This is a genomic window from Microbacterium sp. 01T413_2, from assembly GCF_056398985.1.
In genome coordinates this window covers 1-20,953 of sequence record NZ_JBFTQL010000022.1, presented here as the reverse complement: position 1 = coordinate 20,953, position 20,953 = coordinate 1, and the positions used below count along the sequence as shown (strand labels likewise).

23 protein-coding genes and 1 tRNA gene are annotated in these 20,953 nt (G+C 70.3%); 12 read left to right on the top strand and 12 right to left on the bottom strand.

The window, feature by feature from the left end:
• Positions 1 to 27 precede the first annotated feature (27 nt).
• Positions 28 to 573 (bottom strand): DNA modification methylase, encoded by a 546-nt coding sequence (locus tag AC1DMN_RS12355; RefSeq protein ID WP_440733757.1) that lies wholly within the window; start codon positions 571 to 573, stop codon positions 28 to 30.
• A 169-nt stretch (positions 574 to 742) separates the two neighbouring features.
• On the opposite strand from AC1DMN_RS12355, the gene AC1DMN_RS12350 reads away from it, so the two are divergent.
• Positions 743 to 1,225 (top strand): CarD family transcriptional regulator, encoded by a 483-nt coding sequence (locus AC1DMN_RS12350; protein ID WP_233311486.1) that lies wholly within the window; start codon positions 743 to 745, stop codon positions 1,223 to 1,225.
• 73 nt (positions 1,226 to 1,298) lie between these two features.
• Here AC1DMN_RS12350 and AC1DMN_RS12345 read toward each other — a convergent pair whose 3' ends face one another.
• The 4 genes from AC1DMN_RS12345 to AC1DMN_RS12330 all read right to left on the bottom strand — a co-directional run bounded on the left by AC1DMN_RS12345 (position 1,299) and on the right by AC1DMN_RS12330 (position 4,476).
• On the bottom strand, positions 1,299 to 2,117 hold the full coding sequence (locus AC1DMN_RS12345; RefSeq protein ID WP_477229541.1) for an ABC transporter permease: 819 nt from the start codon (positions 2,115 to 2,117) through the stop codon (positions 1,299 to 1,301).
• Positions 2,114 to 3,142, bottom strand: a complete 1,029-nt coding sequence (locus tag AC1DMN_RS12340) for an ABC transporter ATP-binding protein (RefSeq protein ID WP_477384323.1) — start codon at positions 3,140 to 3,142, stop codon at positions 2,114 to 2,116. Before AC1DMN_RS12340 ends, AC1DMN_RS12345 begins: the two co-directional genes overlap by 4 nt.
• Positions 3,143 to 3,236: 94 nt before the next feature.
• Positions 3,237 to 4,130, bottom strand: a complete 894-nt coding sequence (locus tag AC1DMN_RS12335) for a permease prefix domain 1-containing protein (RefSeq protein ID WP_477229539.1) — start codon at positions 4,128 to 4,130, stop codon at positions 3,237 to 3,239.
• Positions 4,131 to 4,134: 4 nt separating this feature from the next.
• Positions 4,135 to 4,476, bottom strand: a complete 342-nt coding sequence (locus tag AC1DMN_RS12330) for a PadR family transcriptional regulator (protein WP_045273464.1) — start codon at positions 4,474 to 4,476, stop codon at positions 4,135 to 4,137.
• Between the two features lie 97 nt (positions 4,477 to 4,573).
• On the opposite strand from AC1DMN_RS12330, the gene ispD reads away from it, so the two are divergent.
• The 5 genes from ispD to AC1DMN_RS12305 all read left to right on the top strand — a co-directional run bounded on the left by ispD (position 4,574) and on the right by AC1DMN_RS12305 (position 10,295).
• Positions 4,574 to 5,851: a 2-C-methyl-D-erythritol 4-phosphate cytidylyltransferase gene (gene ispD, locus AC1DMN_RS12325; protein ID WP_477229538.1), complete on the top strand. Its 1,278-nt coding sequence runs from the start codon at positions 4,574 to 4,576 to the stop codon at positions 5,849 to 5,851.
• A 111-nt stretch (positions 5,852 to 5,962) separates the two neighbouring features.
• A complete protein-coding gene (locus tag AC1DMN_RS12320) occupies positions 5,963 to 6,940 on the top strand; it encodes a zinc-binding dehydrogenase (RefSeq protein WP_477229537.1) in 978 nt (325 codons plus the stop codon).
• 101 nt (positions 6,941 to 7,041) lie between these two features.
• Positions 7,042 to 8,454 (top strand): cysteine--tRNA ligase, encoded by a 1,413-nt coding sequence (cysS, locus tag AC1DMN_RS12315; protein ID WP_477229536.1) that lies wholly within the window; start codon positions 7,042 to 7,044, stop codon positions 8,452 to 8,454.
• Positions 8,447 to 9,472 (top strand): 23S rRNA (guanosine(2251)-2'-O)-methyltransferase RlmB, encoded by a 1,026-nt coding sequence (gene rlmB, locus AC1DMN_RS12310; RefSeq protein WP_477229535.1) that lies wholly within the window; start codon positions 8,447 to 8,449, stop codon positions 9,470 to 9,472. The genes cysS and rlmB overlap by 8 nt, the downstream gene beginning before the upstream one ends.
• 181 nt (positions 9,473 to 9,653) lie before the next feature.
• Positions 9,654 to 10,295 carry an NAD(P)-dependent oxidoreductase gene (locus AC1DMN_RS12305; RefSeq protein WP_440733749.1) on the top strand — a complete coding sequence of 214 codons (642 nt, stop codon included), beginning with the start codon at positions 9,654 to 9,656 and terminating at the stop codon, positions 10,293 to 10,295.
• Between the two features lie 119 nt (positions 10,296 to 10,414).
• On the opposite strand, the gene AC1DMN_RS12300 is transcribed toward AC1DMN_RS12305, so the two are convergent.
• Together AC1DMN_RS12300 and AC1DMN_RS12295 are read right to left on the bottom strand one after the other, a co-directional pair.
• Positions 10,415 to 11,719: a DUF4032 domain-containing protein gene (locus AC1DMN_RS12300; RefSeq protein ID WP_441977644.1), complete on the bottom strand. Its 1,305-nt coding sequence runs from the start codon at positions 11,717 to 11,719 to the stop codon at positions 10,415 to 10,417.
• An 81-nt stretch (positions 11,720 to 11,800) separates the two neighbouring features.
• Positions 11,801 to 12,904, bottom strand: coding sequence for an ABC transporter ATP-binding protein (locus AC1DMN_RS12295; RefSeq protein WP_440733747.1), 1,104 nt, complete (start codon positions 12,902 to 12,904; stop codon positions 11,801 to 11,803).
• Positions 12,905 to 13,188: 284 nt separating this feature from the next.
• Between AC1DMN_RS12295 and AC1DMN_RS12290 the strand changes: the two genes are divergently transcribed.
• Both AC1DMN_RS12290 and AC1DMN_RS12285 read left to right on the top strand, forming a co-directional pair.
• Positions 13,189 to 14,157, top strand: coding sequence for a DsbA family protein (locus AC1DMN_RS12290; protein ID WP_441977643.1), 969 nt, complete (start codon positions 13,189 to 13,191; stop codon positions 14,155 to 14,157).
• Between the two features lie 99 nt (positions 14,158 to 14,256).
• Positions 14,257 to 14,329 (top strand) — tRNA-Thr (locus AC1DMN_RS12285).
• A 52-nt stretch (positions 14,330 to 14,381) separates the two neighbouring features.
• Here the strand turns inward: AC1DMN_RS12285 and AC1DMN_RS12280 are convergent.
• The gene (locus AC1DMN_RS12280) at positions 14,382 to 14,963 is read right to left on the bottom strand and encodes an SOS response-associated peptidase family protein (protein WP_477384322.1); all 582 of its coding nucleotides are present in this window, start codon (positions 14,961 to 14,963) and stop codon (positions 14,382 to 14,384) included.
• A gap of 145 nt (positions 14,964 to 15,108) precedes the next feature.
• On the opposite strand from AC1DMN_RS12280, the gene AC1DMN_RS12275 reads away from it, so the two are divergent.
• Positions 15,109 to 16,098, top strand: coding sequence for a DMT family transporter (locus AC1DMN_RS12275; protein WP_477229534.1), 990 nt, complete (start codon positions 15,109 to 15,111; stop codon positions 16,096 to 16,098).
• Here AC1DMN_RS12275 and AC1DMN_RS12270 read toward each other — a convergent pair.
• Both AC1DMN_RS12270 and msrB read right to left on the bottom strand, forming a co-directional pair.
• Positions 16,073 to 16,792, bottom strand: a complete 720-nt coding sequence (locus tag AC1DMN_RS12270) for a nitroreductase family protein (RefSeq protein WP_477229533.1) — start codon at positions 16,790 to 16,792, stop codon at positions 16,073 to 16,075. The genes AC1DMN_RS12275 and AC1DMN_RS12270 overlap by 26 nt on opposite strands.
• On the bottom strand, positions 16,789 to 17,205 hold the full coding sequence (gene msrB / locus AC1DMN_RS12265; protein ID WP_440733743.1) for a peptide-methionine (R)-S-oxide reductase MsrB: 417 nt from the start codon (positions 17,203 to 17,205) through the stop codon (positions 16,789 to 16,791). The genes AC1DMN_RS12270 and msrB overlap by 4 nt, the downstream gene beginning before the upstream one ends.
• Positions 17,206 to 17,311: 106 nt before the next feature.
• Between msrB and AC1DMN_RS12260 the strand changes: the two genes are divergently transcribed.
• The 3 genes from AC1DMN_RS12260 (at position 17,312) to groL (ending at position 19,987) form a co-directional block, all read left to right on the top strand.
• On the top strand, positions 17,312 to 17,569 hold the full coding sequence (locus AC1DMN_RS12260; protein ID WP_440733742.1) for a DUF3263 domain-containing protein: 258 nt from the start codon (positions 17,312 to 17,314) through the stop codon (positions 17,567 to 17,569).
• 73 nt (positions 17,570 to 17,642) lie between these two features.
• The gene (locus tag AC1DMN_RS12255; RefSeq protein ID WP_440733741.1) at positions 17,643 to 18,248 is read left to right on the top strand and encodes a LytR C-terminal domain-containing protein; all 606 of its coding nucleotides are present in this window, start codon (positions 17,643 to 17,645) and stop codon (positions 18,246 to 18,248) included.
• A gap of 119 nt (positions 18,249 to 18,367) precedes the next feature.
• Positions 18,368 to 19,987 carry a chaperonin GroEL gene (gene groL / locus AC1DMN_RS12250; RefSeq protein WP_441977639.1) on the top strand — a complete coding sequence of 540 codons (1,620 nt, stop codon included), beginning with the start codon at positions 18,368 to 18,370 and terminating at the stop codon, positions 19,985 to 19,987.
• 97 nt (positions 19,988 to 20,084) lie between these two features.
• On the opposite strand, the gene AC1DMN_RS12245 is transcribed toward groL, so the two are convergent.
• Both AC1DMN_RS12245 and AC1DMN_RS12240 read right to left on the bottom strand, forming a co-directional pair.
• Complete coding sequence (locus AC1DMN_RS12245) at positions 20,085 to 20,372, bottom strand: WXG100 family type VII secretion target (protein ID WP_477384320.1); 288 nt, start codon at positions 20,370 to 20,372, stop codon at positions 20,085 to 20,087.
• A gap of 175 nt (positions 20,373 to 20,547) precedes the next feature.
• On the bottom strand, positions 20,548 to 20,953 hold a 406-nt coding region (locus AC1DMN_RS12240), incomplete at its 5' end, for a sensor histidine kinase (RefSeq protein ID WP_477384318.1).

Below are 20,953 nucleotides of genomic sequence, written 5' to 3'. Positions count from 1 at the left end.
GGGGGCTCTCTGCGAGTGCGGCGGGGCTCAGCCGACCGGGGTCTCGCTGGGCGTCGGGGTCACCTCGACGGCCGGGGCGACCGGCGTCGAGGTCGGGCTCGGCTGCGCGGTCGGGACCAGCGGAGCATAGTAGGGGAGCGTTCCGTCGAGCACGGGGATCGCGTACTTGACACCCTCGGCGTCACCGGACTGGAAGTAGACCTCGATGGTCTCGCCGGCCTTGGTGTCGAGGTCCTCGAAGGTCATCGGCTTCGCGTCATCGCCRCCGAGACTGACCGCCTTCTGTCCGGCGATGCGGACGCTCTGGCTCGGGCCGTCGCCGATGGAGATGTGGATCGTCTGCGCATCGGAGCTGGTGTTGACCAGGCCGGCGACGAGGTTGCCGAGCGTGCCGGCCTCGTCCACGACGACGAAGGCGTTGCGGACCTCGATCGGGCCCTTCTTGGGAACGTTCGCGCCGTCGGAGGCCGAGTAGTCGATGGTGGTCGCCTGCGGAGTGATCCCGGCGCACCCGGTGGCGCCGACGATCACGAGGGCGCTGAGGGCGATGGACGCAGCAAGGCGCGATTTCACGGGTCCTCCAGAAAATTCACGTGATGATCCAGCACCATTCTAGGGGCACGGGTCCGCGCCGCAGGGCCCGCCTCACGGGCGCGGGGGACAGGTCTGTCGGCGCGGGGGGCGCGAACCTTATCGCATTCCGGCTGTGGTATCCTGGAGGTTGCCGAAAGGACACGACTTTATGCTTTTTGAGGTTGGTGAGACCGTGGTCTATCCGCACCACGGCGCCGCGACGATCATCGAGGTCAAGGACCGTGTGATCAAGGGGGAGACCAAGAAGTACCTGAAGCTGAACGTCACGCAGGGAGACCTCATCATCGAGGTGCCTGCGGAGAACGTCGACCTGGTCGGCGTACGCGACGTGATCGGCCAAGAGGGGCTCGACCGGGTGTTCGAGGTGCTGCGCGCCCCGTTCACCGAGGAGCCGACCAACTGGTCGCGCCGTTACAAGGCGAACCTCGAGAAACTCGCCTCGGGCGATGTGATCAAGGTCAGCGAGGTCGTCCGCGACCTGTGGCGCCGCGACCAGGACCGCGGACTCTCCGCGGGTGAGAAGCGCATGCTCGCCAAGGCCCGTCAGATCCTCACCTCCGAGCTCGCGCTCGCGGAGAAGATCGACGAGGAGAAGGCCGGAGCGCTGCTCGACGAGGTCCTCGCCTCCTGAGTTCTGCTGACGAAGGGGCGGATGCCGATGGCATCCGCCCCTTCGTCGTGTCTGCGGYCGGGATCGAAGCCGGTCAGATCGAGCGCTGGTAGCTGCGGATCGCGCGCAGCGCCCAGGCGAACGCGAGTGCCGCCAGCAGGGCGAGGCCCCCGGCCTGCCACCAGCCTTCGGCGGGGTAGGCACCGGTGAGGCCGCCGCGGCCGAGTTCGACGGCCCAGGTCATCGGGTTCCACCGCGACATGTTCTGCACCCACTCCGGCATGGCGGCGGCGGGCATCATCGTCGTCGACAGGAACGTCGCCGGCAGCACGATCAACTGGGACAGGCTGATGAGCGCGATCTGGCTGCGGGCGGTGAGCGCGACCGCCGTCGACGCGCAGCAGAAGATCGTCGCCAGCAGTGTCGCGATGCCGAGCGCCACGAGCATGCCGCCCGCGCCGCCGGGGTAGCGTGCGCCGCCGAGCCAGCCGATCCCGAGAACCACGAGCGACTGCAGGACGTTGATGACGAGCTGCTGCAGAAGCTGCCCCGCGATGATCGATGAGCGCCGCAGGGGTGAGGTGAGGTACTGGTCCATCACTCCCGATTCGATGTCGTCGATGTAGCCCGTGCCGGCCCAGGCGCCCGAGTACAGCACGGTCATCATCAGGATCCCCGGGACCAGGTAGTCGATGTAGCCGTGGCCGCCGAACTGCGGAAGGGCGCCCAGCGTGCGGAAGACCTGCCCGAACAACAGGATCCAGATGACCGGCTGGATGAGGCTCATCACGGGGCCCCAGGCCTGGCGGATCGAGACGATCGACCAGCGCCGCAGCACCTGCCCGGTCTGGGTGAACCACCCGGCGGGGCGCGTCGTCGTGGCGGGGACGGGGGAGAGGGCGATCGTGCTCATGCTGCGACTTCTTCCGTGAGGGCGGACGCCAGGGCGTCGCCGAAGGTGTGGCCGACGAAGTGCAGGTATACGTCGTCGAGGGTGGGGTGGGACGCCGCGACCTGGCCGTAGCGGATCCCTGCGCCGTCGAGCGCGGCGATGACCGCTCCGACCGCGGAACCGGCGTCATCGGTGCGGGCGACGAGCAGGCCGTCGACCCCGGCCGCTTCGACGAGCACGTCGCGCAGGCCCGGGAGCGAGGAGACCGCGGCGCGCACGGCGACCGGATCCGGTTCGATGAGGGTCACCCGGACCGCGTCGCCGTGCAGCGCGGCCTTGAGCTGATCGGGTGTGCCCTGGGCGACGGCACGCCCGCGGTTGACCAGCAGCAGCTCGTCGGCGAGTCGGTCCGCCTCCTCCATGTAGTGCGTGGTGAGCACCACCGTGAGAGCCTCCTCGCCGGCCAGGCGCCGGATCTCGGCCCACATGGCGGCTCTCGCCTCGGGGTCCAGGCCCGTGGTGGGCTCGTCGAGGAAGAGCACCTGCGGACGGTGCACGAGGGCGGCGGCGACGTCGAGGCGCCGCCGCATGCCGCCCGAGAACGTCCGCACCGGCCGGCGGGTCGCGTCGGCGAGCCCGAACTCGGTCAGCAGCCGGGCGGCGCGGGCCTTGGCATCGGAGCCGCCGAGGCCGCGCATGCGCCCGGCGATCTCGAGATTCTCGGTCGCGGTGAGGTTCGGATCCGTTCCGGTGCCCTGCGAGACGTAGCCGATCGCCGCGCGCACGTCGCCGGCGGCGTCGGTCACGTCATGCCCGGCCACGCGAGCTCGGCCCGCGGTCGGGCGGGACAGGGTGGTGAGGATCTTGGTGGTGGTGGACTTGCCGGCTCCGTTCGGGCCGAGCAGTCCGAAGACGCGTCCGACCGGGACGGCGAAGCTCAGGCCGTCCAGGGCGCGGACAGYGGGGCGGCGGCCGCGGCCGCGGTACTCCTTGACGAGGTCTTCGGCGACGATGGCGTCGCCGTCGAGGCGCTGGTGTGCGGGCATGACGAACATCCCTTCCGTTCTGAGGGTTCTCTGCGTTATGAGGGAGGGCGGATCCGGACTCAGCGAGGCGAAGAGCCCGGACCGGCCGGACCGGTCAGCGGCGGTCGCCGCTGCGCGGTGCGTAGAGCATGCGTGCCAGGAGCAGCATCATCGCGGCGAGGCCGCCGACGAACGCCACCGGCGCCCACCACCAGCCGACGGTGAAGACGAGCACGACGATCACGGCGAGGGTGAGGAACCAGATCGCCGCCGTATAGATCCCGAAGCGGGCGGCGGACTCCGGATCCGTCTCGAAGCGGTTCGGCGGCATCTGCGTCATGGCGCTGCGGGTCCAGGCCTTGTGCCGATTCGTCTGCGTCGCGCCGAGGTAGGAGAACAGCGCGAGAGCGCCGACCAGGAGCATCGCCGCGAGGATCACGAGCCAGAGCTGATCCAGCGCCAGCGCGAAGGCGCCGCCGAGTCCGAGTGCGAGCAGGGTGCCGCCGGTCGCGAGGCCGAACCCCACGGCACGGGCGGCAGGCAGCGGGTGATTGGTCGTGGTCTCCTGCAGCAGCGCGTCCGCCGTGACGATGCCGAGCGCGACCGCGACGACCGCGCCGAGTCCGGCGACCGCCAGCGGCGCGGACGGCGGCACGAGCAGCACCACGAGGAGGAATCCGACGAGGGCTGCGGTCGCGACGAGGCTCAGCAGCACCGTGCGCACCACGAAGCCGGGCTTCGGTCGCACCCGGTTGCGCGCGGTGAGCGCCTCCCAGCCCGGCGCGTGCGTGCTGCCCGTGGACGGCTCATCCTCGAGCAGGGCTCGCACGTCGCCGAGCTCGGCGATCGCGCTCTGCGCGGCTTCGGCGGGTGAGGCGCCTGCGGCGACCCGCTCGTCGACCTGTGCGGCGAGGTTCGCGCGGATCTCCTCCTTCAGGTCCTGTGCGGCCGGCGTCATCTCGATCCCGGCGAAGGCCTCGTCCAGGAGGCGGTGGATGTCGGTGTTCATGTGCTCAGTCCTTCGCGTCCAGAAGCGTGTCGATCACGCGGCGGGTGGCGACCCAGGCCGCGACGTTGCGCCGGTACACCGCGCGGCCCGCGTCGGTGATCCGGTAGTACTTGCGACGGCCACCCTGCGTCTCGTCGCCCCAGTACGACTCGACCAGGCCGTCCTTCTCCAGACGGCGGTAGGTCGCGTACAGGGTGGCCTCCTTGATCTCGTGGTCCCCTCCGGTGGCGTCCCGGATGGTCTTGTAGATCTCGAAGCCGTAGCGATCGCCGCCGCGCAGCATGCCGAGCACGATCGTGTCGGTGTGCCCGCGCAGGAGGTCCGCGGAGAAGGCGTCATCGTTCATGTCAAGTACTATATCAGATCAAGTACTCGTTCACGCAAGGTTTTTGCAGAAGGATCCGGGCGCGGGGGAGCGGAGGATCCGGCGCTAACGTGAGAGCGTGAACGACCTGCCCCCGCCTTCGCCCCTCGCGCACACCGCGGTGATCGTCGTGGCGGCCGGATCCGGTACGCGCCTCGCCGCCGGAGCCCCCAAGGCGTTCGTGCCGCTCTGCGGTCGCGCGATTCTCGAGCATGCGCTCGACGGCGTCCTCGCCGCGGCCCCGGCACAGGTGATCCTCGTCGTCCCGGCTGGACTCGAGTCCGACGCGCGCACCATCCTCGAGGCCGCGCAGACGACGTTCACTGGTCGCGAAATGCCGCCATCCGAGGTTCGAAGCGACAATCCGCGACCAGCGAGCGACGAGGGGGCGCCGGCGGTGGCGGTGGTCGTCGGAGGCGAGACCCGGCAGCGCTCCGTGGCGGCCGGACTCGCGGTGCTCGCCGACGGCATCGACACGGTGCTGGTGCACGACGCAGCTCGCGCGCTGACTCCACCCGCGCAGCTAGCGGCGGTGTCCGCAGCGGTGCGCCCCGGCGTGGGCGTGATCCCCGCGCTGCCCGTCGTCGACACCCTCAAGCGCGTGCACGGGGAGGAGGTCGTCGCCCCGGTCGACCGATCAGAGCTCGCCGCCGCGCAGACGCCGCAGGGCTTCCCCCGCACCGAGCTCGTCGCCGCCTACGGGCACGCCGAAGCTCAGGGCATCGAGTACACCGACGACGCCGCGCTGTTCGCCGCCGCCGGAGGAGCGGTGCGGCACGTGCTCGGATCCGAGGGAGCCTTCAAGATCACCACTCCGCACGACCTGGAGCGCGCCCGCATGATCCTCACGTCCTCCACGGTGCCCGACGGCCCCGCCATCCCGCGCATCGGCATCGGCACCGACGTGCACGCCTTCGCCCCGGGCGGCACGCTTCGCCTGGCAGGGCTCGACTGGCCCGGCGAGCCCGCGCTCGAGGGGCACTCCGATGGCGACGCCGTGGCGCACGCGATCGTGGACGCCCTGCTGGGGGCGGCGGGCCTCGGCGACATCGGGCAGCACTTCGGCACCGCGCATCCGGAGTACGCCGGTGCGCACGGCGATGTATTCCTGGCCCGCACGGCGGAGATCCTCGCGGAGGGCGGATTCGCGATCGGCAACGTCTCCGTGCAGTTCCAGGGCAATCGCCCGCGGTTCAGTGCGCGCCGCGCTGAGGCCGAGCGCGTGCTGTCCGAGGCCCTCGGCGGCGCTCCCGTCGCCGTCTCCGCGACCACGACCGACGGGCTCGGCTTCCCCGGCCGGGGCGAGGGGATCGCCGTCACGGCTGTGGCTCTCGTGCATCCGATCGCGCTGGGCTGAATCCATAACGCAGGGTCCTGCGGATTCGGATCCGATTCCTCGCGCACGTGCCTACGCTGGAGGACGCGGCCACCCGCCGCATCCAGCAGACGTCGTAGAGAGGTCACCGCCATGCGCGCACTCGTCCACTCCTCCTTCGGGGATCCCGCCGAAGTCCTGTCCGTCCAGGACGTCCCGCTGCCGGAGCCCGGTCCGGGGCAGGTGCGGCTGCGCGTGCTGCTCGCCGCCGTGCACAACCACGACCTGCTCACGGTGCGCGGCCTCTACGGGTACAAGCCCGAGCTGCCGGCCGGATCCGGCACCGAGGCGGTCGGTGTGGTCGATGCGGTCGGCGAAGGCGTCGATGACGCGCTGATCGGGCGTCGCGTCACCGTCGGCGGCGCGTTCGGCGCCTGGGCCGAGTACGTGCTCGCCTCCGCTGCCGGGCTCATCCCGGTGCCCGACGACATCCCCGACGAGCAGGCCGCCCAGCTCGGATCCATGCCGTTCAGCGCCATCAGCGTGCTGGACTCGCTCGGGCTGGCCGCGGGCGACTGGATGATCCAGAACGCGGCGAACGGCGCCGTCGGCCGTATGGTCGCCCAGCTCGCCGCCGCTCGCGGCGTGCACGTGGTCAGCCTGGTCCGTCGTGCGGACGGCATCGCGGAGCTCGCCGCGCAGGGGGTCGGCAACGTCGTCGCGACCGATGCCGAGGACTGGCAGGACCAGGTGCGCGCCCTCAGCGGCGGTGCGCCGATCCGCGCCGGCATCGACTCGGTCGGTGGCGACGCGAGTGGCCAGGTCGCCGCGATGCTCGGCGAAGGCGGCCTGCTCGTGGTGTTCGGCGCGATGGCATCGCCGACCATGCGGATCTCCTCGGGCGACGTGATCTTCAAGCAGCTGACCGTGCGCGGCTTCTGGGGCTCGAAGGTCGCGGCTGCGATGCCCGCGGACCAGCGTGGAGCCCTCTTCGGCGAGCTGCTGCAGCGCATCCGCGAGGGCGTGCTCACCCTCCCGGTCGAGGCCGTGCTGTCGTTCGAGCGGATCGCGGAGGCGTCGGAGGGCAACCTGCGCGCGGGGCGCGAGGGCAAGATCCTGCTGCAGCCCTGACCACGTCCTGTTTCGAGGAGCGATGTCCGCCCTGCCGGATCCGATTCCGGCGCCGACATCGCTCCCCGAAACTGTCAGGGCCGCCCCGGTAGGCTTGAGCGGTGACGATCCGCCTCCATGACACGCGCGCGCAGGAACTGCGCGAGTTCGTTCCGCTCGATGACTCGAACGTGACGATGTACGTGTGCGGACCCACCGTGCAGTCCGGCCCGCACATCGGGCATGTGCGCGCGGCGCTGAGCTTCGACCTGCTGCGGCGCTGGCTGCAGCTGCGCTACGGGCGGGTCACCTTCGTCCGCAACGTCACGGACATCGACGACAAGGTGCTCGCGAATGCGACCGACGCCGAGGCGTGGTGGGGCCTGGCGTACCGGATGGAGCAGGAGTTCTCGGCCGCGTACGCCGCCGTCGGCATCCTGCCGCCGACCTACGAGCCGCGGGCGACGGCGTCGATCCCGCAGATGCAGGAGCTCATCGAGCGCCTCGTCGAGCGCGGTCACGCCTACCCGGCGGCCGACGGGTCCGGCGACGTCTACTTCGACGTGCGCAGCTGGCCCGCCTACGGCGAGCTCACCCACCAGTCCGTGGACGCGATGGAGGCCGCGGAGGATGCGGATCCGCGTGGCAAGCGCAACCCGCAGGACTTCGCCCTGTGGAAGGGCGCGAAGCCGGACGAACCCGCCGACGCCACCTGGGCCTCGCCCTGGGGCGCCGGGCGTCCCGGCTGGCACATCGAGTGCTCCGCGATGGCGCGGCGCTACCTCGGTGCCGAGTTCGACATCCACGGCGGCGGTCTCGACCTGCGCTTCCCGCACCACGAGAACGAACTGGCGCAGTCGACCGCGGCCGGTGACGCGTTCGCCCGGTACTGGGTGCACAACGGCCTCGTGACCGTCGACGGGCAGAAGATGTCCAAGTCGATCGGCAACTTCACGCTTGCCGCCGACGTGCTCGCGCAGCACGATCCGCTCGTGGTGCGCTATGCGCTGGCCGCCGCGCACTACCGCTCCAGCCTGGACCTCTCCGAGTCGTCGTGGCGCGAGGCGGAGGCGGCGCTGGGCCGGATCCGGACGTTCCAGGAGCGCGTTATCCGAGCGTACGGTCCGCGAATCGGGTGGGCCGACCGTGCTGTGCCACAGGCCTTCGCTGCCGCCATGGACGACGATCTCGGCGTGCCGCAGGCGCTCGCCGCGCTCCACGAGACGGTACGCGTGGGCAATGCTGCGCTGGACCGCTCCGACCGTGATGCCGCGATCGATGCCTTCGCGGACGTCCAGGCCATGGCCGGGATCCTCGGCATCGATCCCTTCGCGCCCGAGTGGGCATCCGCCGGATCCGACACGAAGACCACCACCGCGCTGGATGCGCTCGTGCAGGCGATGATCGCCCAGCGTGCGCAGGCCCGCGCCGACAAGGACTGGCCCGCCGCCGACCGCATCCGCGATGCGATCGGTGCGGCGGGCATCACCCTGGAGGACACTCCAGACGGAACTCATTGGAGTATCGATGGCTAAGCCGAGCAGGCCCGGAGCGGGCAACAGCAAGAAGAAGGGCGCCACCAAGGGCACCGGCGGCCTCGGCCGCAAGGCGCTCGAGGGCCGCGGGAACACCCCGAAGGCCGAGGACCGCGCCTGGCACGTCGCCGGAAAGCGCAAGGCGGCCCAGGAGCGCTATGCGGCCGCAGGCGGCAAGGGCCGTCCCGGCGCGCGATCGGGCGCGGGCCAGAAGCCGCAGAGCGGATCCAATCCGAACCGCCGCGTGTCCTCGTCGTCGGCCTCGAACGACACCGAGACCGTCACCGGGCGCAACTCGGTGCTCGAGGCGCTGCGCACGAAGATCCCCGCCACCACGATGTACATCGCGCAGCGCGTGGAGATGGATGACCGCATCAAGGAGATGCTCGCGATCGCACGGCACCGTGAGATCCCCGTGCTCGAGGTCACCCGTCAGGAGCTGGATCGCATGGCCGGCTTCGACGGCGTGCACCAGGGCGTCGCCCTCAAGGTGCCGCCGTACGAGTACGCGCACCCGCAGGATCTGCTGGAAGAGGTCATCGACCGCGGCCAGACCCCGCTGTTCGTGGCGCTCGACGGGATCACCGATCCCCGCAACCTCGGCGCGATCATCCGCTCCACCGCCGCCTTCGGCGGRCACGGCGTGATCCTTCCGCAGCGTCGCTCGGCGAGCGTGAACTCCGCGGCGTGGAAGACCAGCGCCGGGGCGGCGGCCCGCATCCCGGTCGCCCTCGCTGCGAACCTCACCAGCATGCTCAAGGAGTTCAAGAAGCAAGGCGTCTTCGTGCTCGGCCTCGATGGCGGCGGCGACGTGTCGCTGCCCGCGGTCGAGCTCGCGGACCGTCCCGTCGTCATCGTGGTCGGATCCGAAGGCAAGGGGCTTTCGCGCCTCGTCACCGAGACCTGCGACCAGATCGTGTCGATCCCGATCTCCGCGGCGACCGAGTCGCTCAACGCAGGCATCGCGGCCTCTGTCGCGCTGTACCAGGTCTCGACGGTCCGCGCCGCCAAGGGCTGAGGTTCATGCGGAGCACGGCGCCCTGGCGCTCGGTGCTCCGCATGACCGACCGCGCATGCCGTTGACCGGAGGCGCACATCCGTGCAGGATCCGGCTGAGGCGGAATAGACGACGGCCGTGGGTCCTTTCACCTGCCGTACCCGGTGCAGAAACAGCCGGGATCGGAACGGAAGGAACGCGCATGGCTCGCATCGTCGTCATCGGAGGGACCGGCTACGCCGGCCGCCACATCGTCCAGGAAGCCGCGTCGCGCGGGCACGAGGTCGTCTCGATCTCGCGCTCCGAGCCGTCCGCTCCCGTCGACGGTGTCACCAACGTGCAGGGTTCGGTGACCGACCTCGATGCGCTCGGCGACGTGTTCGAGAACGCCGATGTGGTCGTGTCTGCGCTGTCCCCGCGCGGCGACATGGAGCAGGCGGTCATCCCGGCACTGACCAACCTGGTCGACAAGCTCAGCGGCACGGGCACGCGAGTGAGCGTCGTCGGCGGCGCCGGCGGCAGCCTTTCGGCGCCCGGCGGTCCGCGTCTGATCGACCTCGACTTCCCCGAGGAGTACAAGCACGAGGCGCAGGTCGGCATCGATTCCCTCGCCGTGCTGCAGAACGCCGACGCGTCGCTGGACTGGTTCTTCGTGCACCCGGCCGAGGTGTTCGGGCCGTGGGCCGAGGGCGAGCGCACCGGCTCCTACCGGGACGGCGGCGACGTGGTCGTGCGCGACGCCGATGGCAACTCGACCATCTCCGGCGCCGATTTCGCGATCGCGGTCGTCGACGAGATCGAGAACGGCAAGCACCGCCGCGAGCGTTTCACCGTCGGCTACTGACGGCATCGTCCCCCGGGCGACCGCACCTGACCGCGAGACTTCAGTGGAGTAACGAGACTGCACGCCAGCGCTGCAGTCTCGTTACTCGGATGGAGCCTCGCGGCCAGTGCCGCGCCGTCTCAGACCAGATCGCGCCAGTCGATGTCGCCGGTGTCGTCCGAGACCGGGACGGATCCGGTGATCACCGGCAGTGACATGGTCTCGGTGGGCGGCCCCATGATCGTGGCCTCGTCCCGCCGGTGCCGCAGCACGTCGTTGATGTACGAGGTGAGCACCTCGGCCAGCGGCACCGACCGGCCCTGCGCCTGCGACATGTACCAGCGGTGCTCGAGCACCTGGTGGAACACCTCGGCCGGTTCCAGCTTGGCGCGCAGGTCGTAGGGGATCGCGCGCACCACCGGTTCGAACACCCGGGTGAGCCACTCGTGCGCGTACATCTCCTCGTCCGCCCACTGCTTGGTGGAGCGGGCCCGGAACTCGTCCAGGTCGTTCAGCAGTCGCCGGGCCTGGTTCTCCTCGACGTCCAGGCCGGTGAGGCGGATGAGGCGGCGCTGATGATGGCCGGCATCGACGACCTTGGGCTCGATCTCGACCCTGGTGCCGTCGGCGGTGGTCTGGATCGACATCTCGCCGATGTCGAAGCCGAGCGCGTTCAGCTTCTCCACGCGCTCCGTGATCCGCCAGGCCTCGCCCGCAGCGAAGGACTCGTGTGCGGTGAGCGCGGCCCACAGGGCGCGGTAGGACGACACGATGCCGTCCGCGATCGCGACCGCGTCCACGCCGCGCTCGAGCCTCCCGCCTGCGGCGAGGTCCAGGATCTCCCCGGCGATGTTGGTGCGGGCCAGATCCAGGTCGTACGCGCGCTGACCGTCGGTCAGGCCCTCCTCGTGCAGCTCGCCGGTCTCGGCGTCCACGAGGTAGGCGGCGAACGCCCCGGCGTCACGGCGGAACAGCGCGTTCGACAGCGACACGTCGCCCCAGTAGAAGCCGACGTTGTGCAGCCGCACCAGCAGTAGCGCGAGTGCGTCGACCAGGCGGGTCGCGGTGTCCGGCCGCAGCACSCGSGTGAACAGCGCSCGGTACGGCATCGAGAAGCGCAGGTGSGAGGTCACCAGCGCCGCMGGCAGGTGCTCGCCCTTGCCGTCGGTGCGGCCGGCGATGACGGCGACGCGGGACACGCAGGGCACATCGAGGCGGGCGAGGTTGCCCAGCATGTCGTACTCGCGGCGCGCCATCTGCTCCGTGGTCTCCTTCACGGCGACGACGGATCCGGACAGATCCGCGAAGCGCACCAGGTGCCGGGACAGGCCCTTGGGCAGCGACACGATCACGTCGGACGGCCACTTCGACAGCGGCTGCGACCAGGGCAGCGACAGCAGACCCGGATCCACGGCACTCGCCGTGATGGTCAGAGCGTCCTTCAACGGTGCTCCTCGGGGGATCGACAGGGAAGACGACGACGCGGCGCGGGGGAGATCCCCCGCGCCGCGTCGATCAGACGGTGATCAGGAGGCGACGATCGGCTTGTCGTTCAAGCGGGCGCCGGACTCGACGTCGAAGGCGTGCACGTGACCGGGGTTCGCGGCGAGGGTGACCGTCTCGCCGGCGTTCGGGTGGTTGCGGCCATCGACGCGGGCGACCAGGTCGGCGCGCTTGCCGTTGATCTCGGTGTGGCCGTACAAGTAACCGTCAGCGCCGAGCTCTTCGACGAGGTCCACCACGACCGACAGGCCCTTGCCGTCGGCGGGGCCGACCGTGATGTCCTCGGGGCGTACGCCGACCGTGACCTGCGAGCCGTTCGCGCGTCCGACCGTGTCGCGGTCCAGCGGGACGACCTCGGTGCCGAAGCGGACGCCGCCCTCGGCCAGGTCGGCCGCGAACAGGTTCATCGCCGGAGAGCCGATGAAGCCGGCGACGAACAGGTTGTTCGGCTTCTCGTACAGGTCACGCGGCGTGCCTACCTGCTGCAGCAGACCGTCCTTGAGCACCGCGATGCGGTCGCCCATGGTCAGGGCCTCGGTCTGGTCGTGCGTGACGTAGACCGTGGTGACGCCCAGGCGGCGCTGCAGGGACGCGATCTGGGTGCGGGTCTGCACACGCAGCTTCGCGTCGAGGTTCGACAGCGGCTCGTCCATGAGGAACACCTGCGGCTGACGCACGATCGCGCGGCCCATGGCGACACGCTGACGCTGACCACCCGAGAGGGCCTTCGGCTTGCGGGTCAGGTACGGCTCGAGGTCGAGGAGCTTGGCGGCCTCGAGGACGCGCTGGGCGCGCTCCTCCTTGCCGACGCCGGCGATCTTGAGCGCGAAGCCCATGTTCTCGGCCACGGTCATGTGCGGGTACAGCGCGTAGTTCTGGAACACCATCGCGATGTCGCGGTCCTTCGGCGGGACGTCGGTCACGTCGCGGTCGCCGATCAGGATCCGGCCGGCGTTGACCTCTTCGAGGCCCGCGAGCATGCGGAGCGAGGTGGACTTGCCGCAGCCGGAGGGGCCGACCAGAACCAGGAACTCGCCATCGGCGATCTCGATGTTCAGCTTGTCGACCGCGGGGCGGGTGCCGCCGGGGTACAGACGGGTGGCCTCATCAAAGGTCACAGTTGCCATTGTCTTCTCCTTCACCGGCAGGTACGTGCCGGACGATCCGTAGTGAAAAAGCGACGAGGATGAACCCGCCGTGGCCCGCCATCGGGCCGGGATCAGTATGACATGAGAGCTCCGGCGAGGTCCAGCATCGTCGGTGAAGCGCTTTCCGGGTCAGATCTCGCAGGGTCCGGCCAGGGGCCGTCTGGTCATTTCTCAGCCTGCCTGGCTAGCATCGAACCCGTGCCGCGCCGCGCCCGTCGGCAGCAGGCCACAGGGACGCCAGTCCCGAGAAACCAAGAGGAACGATGTCGAGCGACGAAACGCCGAACGTCCCCACTCCGCCGCATTCGCGTGCGGCCGTGCGGGAGAAGGCCCAGCAGGTGAACGCCCAGCAGTCCCGCGCCCGGATCATCCGACGTGTGATCATCGCCGCGGTCGCGGTCATCGTGGTCGGCGCCGCGGGAGGCGCCGTGGCCTGGGCTGTGGGCTCCGCCGTGTCGAAGCCGTCGCTCACACCGTCGAACCTGCAGGACGACGGTGTCGTCGTGACCAAGGAGGATCTGGCCTCGGTGCGCGCCGGATCCGGGAGCACGCCCACGCCCTCGCCGAGCACGGCGGGCAGCGCGGCGCCGACCGGATCCGCCTCGCCGACTCCCGATCCGACCGCCACGGCCGACGCTGTCGACATCCATGTCTACGTCGACTACCTCTCGCCCGGCGCCAGCGACTTCGAGCGTGCGAACGCGAAGCAGCTCGCGACCTGGGTCGATCAGGACGCGGCGACCGTCACCTATCACCCGGTCGCGTTGCTGACCGCGAACTCCAACGGCACCAAGTATTCGCTGCGCGCCGCGTCCGCCGCCGCCTGCGTCGCCTCGATGCAGCCCGAGGTCTTCTACGCGTTCAACCACGCCCTGCTCGTCGACCAGCCGAAGCAGGACACCGACGGCAAGAGTGACAAGGAGCTCATCGCACTCGCGATCTCGAGCGGAGTGAAGGATGCCAAGGGCCTCCAGACCTGCGTCGAGGAGAGCACCTACGACTCCTGGGTGAAGGACGTCACGCAGCGCGCCGTGGACGGCCCGCTGCCCGGCTCCAAGAAGGGGGCCCTGAGCGGCGCGCCCACGATCGTCGTGAACGGCCAGGTCTACGCCGGATCGCTCACCGACGCCGCCGAGTTCAGCCAGTTCGTGCTCTCGGTCGCGAGCGACTCGTACTACGGCACGCCCGGTCCGACGCTCTCGCCCACGCCGTCGCCGTCCGCCGCGAAGTAGCGCGTGCGGCCGTCCGGCTCCGGACGGCGTGCACGCCGACAGCGCGGCGAATTGCTACGCTGTGGAGCGGTCGCGCCCTCACGGCGCCGGCCATTCCTCGCCTCCTTAGCTCATCTGGTAGAGCAGCGGCCTTGTAAACCGCAGGTGGCCGGTTCGAGTCCGGCAGGAGGCTCCGATTCTTCCTCCGCGGGCATCATGGTGCGGACATGACGCATCCGCGGTGCTCAGAACAGTCGATCCGTGCCCTTGTCATCCGCGCGCGGCGTCGCGGCCACCCGCGCGGTGATCGCGGCGGAGGCCAGCAGCGCCTCGTCGATGAGCTCGCGCGTGGCGTCGCCGTTCAGCCAGTCCCGGGCGAATGCGGCCGGCAGCAGCACCGGCATGCGGTCGTGGATCCCGGCGAGGCGCTCGGGCGCCGGCTGCATCACGATCGAGTAGCACGTGTACCAGGAGCCGTCCTCGGCGCGGCCGCGCTGGGTGATCGCGGCCATGCCGAACAGGGCGCCGTCCAGCCCGAACTCGTGCCACGCCTTCTGCGGCTTCTGCATCTCGTACCAGCTCGTGGCGGGGACCAGCGCCCGCCCCTTCAGGCTCCCGGGACGCTCCTGCAGCCGTTCGGAGCGGGTGTTGATCGAGGGGAACCGCGACGGCCGGCCGTCGACGAGGAATCCCCACCAGGCCTGCTCGAGCTGCGGTTGCGCGGACTCCGAGGGCAGCAGGATCGGATTGAGGTTGCGCAGCAGCCGTCCGGTGGGGCGCAGAGTCTCCTCCGCGTTGCGCCGCGCCCACGCGCGGATCCCCTCCATGAGTTCGTCRTCGGCYTCYTCGATCAGCTGCTGATCGCTGAAYCGSGGATCCAGRCCGTAGCTCGCGCACATGGMKGGAGCGTACCTCGGGCGGGGGACGTCGGTGTGCTCGAGAGCGATTCCGCGCCCGAGTAGGCTCATAACGGTGACTGTGCCCCCTCCGAAGCCGCGCCGCGGGCGCACCGTGCTGGCGCTCGGCGGCGCGGTCGCCATCGGTGCGATGACGGCGATCCAGGCGCGCGTGAACGGGCAGCTCGGAGTGCGTCTGGACAACGGGATACTCGCCGGGTGGGTGTCGTTCGCTGTCGGCCTGGTGCTGCTGAGCTTCCCCGTGCTGCTCACTCGTTCGGGACGCGCGGGGCTCGGGCGTCTCTGGCGGGGGATCCGCACCGGCGGCGTGCGCTGGTGGATGCTGCTCGGCGGCGCCTGCGGTGCGCTGACCGTGTCGACCCAGGGCCTGGTCGCGGGCATCCTCGGCGTCGCCCTTTTCACGGTGGGCGTCGTGGCCGGCCAGACGCTGCACGGACTGCTGCTGGATCGGGTCGGATTCGGCCCGGCCGGCGTCGTCGCCATCACCCCGGGGCGACTGCTCGGCGGTGCGTTCGCGCTCGTCGCCGTCGGCGTCTCGCTCGGCGGCGACGTGCTCGCCCGGGCGCCGCTGTGGATGCTGGTGCTGCCGTTCCTCACCGGAGCGGGCATCGCGTTCCAGTCCGCCGTGAACGGCCGGCTCGGTCAGCGCATCGCCTCGCCGCTCGGCGCGACCTACATGAGCTTCTTCGGGGGCGTGCTCGTGCTCTCGGTGTCAGCAGGTGCGAGCCTGCTCGTGACCGGAGCTCCGGAGCCGTTCCCCGCCGTGTTCCCCGCAGACCTGTGGCTGTACCTGGGCGGGCTGCTCGGTGCGTCCTACATCCTGCTGGGGGTGATCATCGTGGCCCGCACGGGAGTGCTGCTGATGGGGCTCGGTGCTGTCCTCGGTCAGCTCGTGGTGTCGGTGCTGATCGACATGATCTGGCCGCCCGCGGCCGGCCCTGCCGCATGGCAGGTGGTCGTCATGGTGCTCGCGGCGGTGCTGTCCGTGCTGGCGGCGCTGCCCTGGGGGCGTCGCCGGGTCAGCCCTGTTCCTCGGTCTTCCTGAGCCGCCGCTGCTTCTTCGCAGTCTTCTCGGCCTTCTTCCGGGCTTTCCTGGCCGCCTTCTTGGCCTTCTTCTTCACCTTCTTCTTGGTGCACTTGTCGGGTTCGGTGGAGTCGGCGGGTTCGCGCGCACTGTCGGACGGCGCAGCGTCGTCGGGCGCGCTCTGGACGGGCATCCGGCTCAGCACCGATTCCGCGTCGAGCACCTGGCGTCGCCCCGGCTCCTTGCCTGGCTTGCCGCCCACGTACAGCCAGCCCAGAAGCTCCTCGTCCGGACCGAGTCCGTGCGCTCGGGCCACGGCTGCGGTGCGGGTGTAGCCGCCGGTGCGCCAGATGACTCCCCAGCCGGCCTCATCCAGCARCAGGCTGAGCACGTGCGCGACACCGGAGGCGACGGCCTCCTGCTCCCAGCGGGGCACCTTCTCGCTGTCCCGGTAACTGGCGACGACGGCGATCAGCAGGGAGGCGCGCAGAGGCTTGGACGAGGGCGAGTCGTCGCCCGTCGTCGCTGCGATGGCCGCACCCAGTCGTTCTCGGTCCTGTCCACGCAGCTCGATCAGGCGCCAGGGCCGCAGCGAGGAGTGATCCGCGACGCGGCCGGCGGCCGCGATCAGCGGCAGCAGCTGCTCGCGGGTCGGCGCGTCCGGGGTCACCTTGGACCAGGACTGCCGACGGCGAACGGCTTCGAGTGCGCTCATGCCCCGGTCGCGGAATCGTCCGGCTGGAACGACAGCGCGATCGAGTTCATGCAGTATCGGTCGCCGGTCGGCGTGCCGAATCCGTCCGGGAAGACGTGGCCCAGATGCGAACCGCAGTTCGCGCAGCGCACCTCCGTGCGCAGCATGCCGAGACTGTTGTCCTCGATCAACTCCACGGCTTCAGGCCGGACCGACTCGTAGAAGCTCGGCCAGCCGCAGCCCGAGTCGAACTTCGTGCCGCTGCGGAACAGCTCGGCGCCGCACGCGCCGCAGGTGTAGAGGCCGGCACGGTGCTCGTCGAGCAGCTCGCCGGTCCACGCCCGCTCGGTCGCGGCCTCGCGCAGCACGGCGTACTGCTGCGGGTCGAGCTCGGCCCGCCATTCGGCGTCGGTCTTGGTCACGCGGTGCGACATGGATCCTCCCGGGGTCGGATCCATTCTCGCGCGTTCCTGGCCGTGGAGGGGCGGCGGCCGGGCGCGCCGTCCGGGCCGGGCGCCGACGGCGACGTAGCCTGATGGGGTGACCGACCTCCTCAGCGACCGCGAGCGTGTGATCCTCGCGTTCGAGGCGCGGCGCCCCGGGCACTCCAGCGCCAAGGAGGAGGCGATCCGCGCCGAGCTGGAGCTGACGCCGGCGCGCTACTACCAGCTGCTGGACCGGGTCATCGAGTCTGAGCAGGCGCTGATCGCGGATCCGATGCTGGTGCGTCGACTGCGCCGGATCCGAGACGACGCGGCAGCGCGGAGATCGGGTCGCACCGCGCTGTCCGCCGGCTGAGGCGCAGCCGCGCTCGAGATCGACGGCCTGTCGTTCACCGAAACCGCAGCAGGACCCCGGATAACATCGGGGGATGCCAGAATCCGCCCGCGACCGATTCGACGTGATCCCGCACGCGCAGGGACGCGTCGGCGCCCACCGTGCCGAGAACCCCGGGATGCGCGGCTGGTTCGTGCTGCTGTGGGCCGCAGTGGCGACGGCGGTGCTGATCGCCGTCGGGATCTTCGCCGCGATGCTCGCCATGGGCCGGATCAGCTTCGACGGCGGTGCGCCGGTGCCCACGGCATCGCCGACCGCTACCGTGGCGGCGCCGACGCTGGACACGTCGTACGCCGTCCTGGTGCTGAACGCGACCGGCGTGAACGGGCTCGCCGCGAGCACGCGCGACACGATCGTCAACGCCGGGTTCGCCGGCGGCTCCGTGGCGGCGAGCGATGCCGACACCCAGGACTTCCCCGCGACCACGGTCTACTACAAGACCGAGGCGGACAAGCCTGCGGCCCAGGCGCTGGCTGCCCTCATCGGCGCGACGAAGGTCGCCCTGAGCGATCGGTACGGCGACGACGTCGTGACCGGCCAGAAGCAGCTCACCGTGGTGCTCGGGCTCGATCTCGCGAAGAACGCACCGACCACGGAGCCGACCCCCGCCGACACGTCGGGCGACGGCTCGGCGGGCTGAGCCCGGACGCTCTCTCTACGGCTTGCACTCACAGGGGTCGAGTGCCAGACTGGGTTTAGCACTCGACTGATCTGAGTGCTAAAACCCAATGTCTACGTCCASGAGGGACGACAGAACTCATGGCAAAGATCATCGCTTTCGATGAGGAGGCCCGTCGCGGTCTCGAGCGCGGCCTGAACATCCTGGCCGACGCGGTCAAGGTGACCCTCGGCCCGCGTGGCCGCAACGTCGTGCTCGAGAAGAAGTGGGGCGCCCCCACGATCACGAACGACGGCGTGTCCATCGCCAAGGAGATCGAGCTCGACGACCCGTACGAGAAGATCGGCGCGGAGCTCGTCAAGGAGGTCGCSAAGAAGACCGACGACGTCGCGGGTGACGGCACCACCACCGCAACCGTGCTCGCCCAGGCGCTGGTCCGCGAGGGCCTGCGCAACGTGGCCGCCGGTGCCGACCCGATCAGCCTGAAGAAGGGCATCGAGAAGGCCGTCGCCGCCATCACCGCCGAGCTGCTCGCCTCCGCCAAGGAGATCGAGTCCAAGGAGCAGATCGCCGCTACTGCGTCGATCTCCGCCGCCGACCCGGAGATCGGCGAGCTCATCGCCGAGGCCATCGACAAGGTGGGCAAGGAGGGTGTGGTCACCGTCGAGGAGTCCCAGACCTTCGGCACCGAGCTCGAGCTCACCGAGGGCATGCGCTTCGACAAGGGCTACCTGAACCCCTACTTCGTCACGGACCCGGACCGCCAGGAGGCTGTCTTCGAGGACCCGTACATCCTCATCGCGAACCAGAAGATCTCGAACATCAAGGATCTTCTGCCCGTCGTCGACAAGGTGATCCAGGACGGCAAGGAGCTCGTCATCATCGCTGAGGACGTCGAGGGCGAAGCCCTTGCGACCCTGGTGCTGAACAAGATCCGCGGCATCTTCAAGTCCGTCGCCGTCAAGGCTCCGGGCTTCGGTGACCGCCGCAAGGCGCAGCTGCAGGACATCGCGATCCTCACCGGCGGCACCGTGATCACCGAGGAGGTCGGTCTCAAGCTCGAGAACGCGACCCTCGACCTGCTGGGCCGTGCGCGCAAGGTCATCGTCACCAAGGACGAGACCACGATCGTCGAGGGTGCCGGAGACGCCGAGCAGATCGCCGGTCGCGTGACCCAGATCCGTCGCGAGATCGAGAACACCGACAGCGACTACGACCGCGAGAAGCTGCAGGAGCGCCTCGCCAAGCTCGCCGGCGGCGTGGCCGTCATCAAGGCGGGCGCGGCCACCGAGGTCGAGCTCAAGGAGCGCAAGCACCGCATCGAGGACGCCGTCCGCAACGCGAAGGCCGCCGTCGAGGAGGGCATCGTCGCCGGTGGTGGCGTCGCCCTGATCCAGTCCGGCACGAAGGCCCTCAACGGCCTCGAGCTCACGGGCGACGAAGCGACCGGCGCGAACATCGTGCGCGTCGCGATCGAGGCGCCGCTCAAGCAGATCGCCCTCAACGCCGGTCTCGAGCCGGGCGTCGTCGCGCACAAGGTCTCCGAGCTCCCCACGGGTCACGGCCTCAACGCCGCGACCGGCGAGTACGGCGACATGTTCGCACAGGGCATCATCGACCCGGCCAAGGTCACCCGCTCGGCGCTGCAGAACGCCGCGTCGATCGCCGGCCTGTTCCTCACCACCGAGGTCGTCGTCGCCGACAAGCCGGAGAAGGCTTCGGCCATGCCGGCCGACCCGTCCGGCGGCATGGACTTCTGAGTCCAGCCCCCTTTCGAGAAGGCCCCCGGGATTCGTCCCGGGGGCCTTCTCCGTCTGCGGAGCCGCCCACGAAAGCGCGTCCTCGGCAGGGGGACACTCAGTGGAACAGCGCAGTGGAGTCGTTCTCGGCCTGCGCGTAGAGCTGGCCGGCGGAYCCGAGGGCCTGSGCGATCGCCGCGAGCGCCTGCTCGASRTGMGCCTGTGCGCCGCGCCACTGCTCCACGGCRTTCTGACACGCGACGGAGGCGCCCCCGCTCCAGGACGACTGCAGCTGAGTGAGTTGCGACGTCATGGCGGCCGAGTCGCTCTGCAGCCGCTCGCTCGTGGCCTGCACGGACAGCCTGGTGGTGAAGACGGCGTCAGTGTCGACGGTGAAAACGGACATGAGGATCCTTTCGTCGTGGTGCATCGGATGCATCCGACGTTAGGGATCCGGTGCCTGTCGATAGGGGCCGGTCGCGCAACCGGTGCGGAACCTTCGCGGGGTCCGCACTGTGCGGATCGATCGAGGACGCCAGCTGCCGCCGGGCTCAGCGGGACAGGTCCAGCGGCCGCCGGGCTCAGCGCGAGAGGTCGAGCGGCTCGATGGGCTGCGTGTCCTGCAGCAGGTGCTCCGGCGTCGCCTGCGCCGGTGCGAGCGGCAGCGACACGGTGAACGTCGCACCGCCGCCCGGTGTCTCGGTCACCTGGACCGAGCCGTTCAGCGCACGCACGATGGACGCGACGATGGCGAGCCCCAGGCCCGCGCCGCCGGTGTCTCTCGTGCGCGAGGAGTCGGCGCGCCAGAAGCGCTGGAAGATCTGATCCCGGATCTGCTCGGGGACGCCCTCACCGTGATCCACGATCGCGAACCAGCCCACGTCCCGGCGCCGGTCCGCGCCCACGACCACCTCGATGGGGGAGTCGCCGGGGGAGAATCGCCGCGCGTTGCCGAGCAGGTTCGCGATCACCTGGCGCACCTTGTTC

Coding starts and splice junctions, on each gene's coding strand:
- AC1DMN_RS12335 (WP_477229539.1), bottom strand. CDS start 4,130: ATGAACACCGACATCCACCGCCTCCTGGACGAGGCCTTCGCCGGGATC.
- AC1DMN_RS12305 (WP_440733749.1), top strand. CDS start 9,654: ATGGCTCGCATCGTCGTCATCGGAGGGACCGGCTACGCCGGCCGCCAC.
- AC1DMN_RS12345 (WP_477229541.1), bottom strand. CDS start 2,117: ATGAGCACGATCGCCCTCTCCCCCGTCCCCGCCACGACGACGCGCCCC.
- AC1DMN_RS12350 (WP_233311486.1), top strand. CDS start 743: ATGCTTTTTGAGGTTGGTGAGACCGTGGTCTATCCGCACCACGGCGCC.
- AC1DMN_RS12295 (WP_440733747.1), bottom strand. CDS start 12,904: ATGGCAACTGTGACCTTTGATGAGGCCACCCGTCTGTACCCCGGCGGC.
- AC1DMN_RS12330 (WP_045273464.1), bottom strand. CDS start 4,476: ATGAACGATGACGCCTTCTCCGCGGACCTCCTGCGCGGGCACACCGAC.
- msrB (WP_440733743.1), bottom strand. CDS start 17,205: ATGTCGCACCGCGTGACCAAGACCGACGCCGAATGGCGGGCCGAGCTC.
- AC1DMN_RS12290 (WP_441977643.1), top strand. CDS start 13,189: ATGTCGAGCGACGAAACGCCGAACGTCCCCACTCCGCCGCATTCGCGT.
- AC1DMN_RS12255 (WP_440733741.1), top strand. CDS start 17,643: ATGCCAGAATCCGCCCGCGACCGATTCGACGTGATCCCGCACGCGCAG.
- AC1DMN_RS12280 (WP_477384322.1), bottom strand. CDS start 14,963: ATGGAGGGGATCCGCGCGTGGGCGCGGCGCAACGCGGAGGAGACTCTG.
- AC1DMN_RS12320 (WP_477229537.1), top strand. CDS start 5,963: ATGCGCGCACTCGTCCACTCCTCCTTCGGGGATCCCGCCGAAGTCCTG.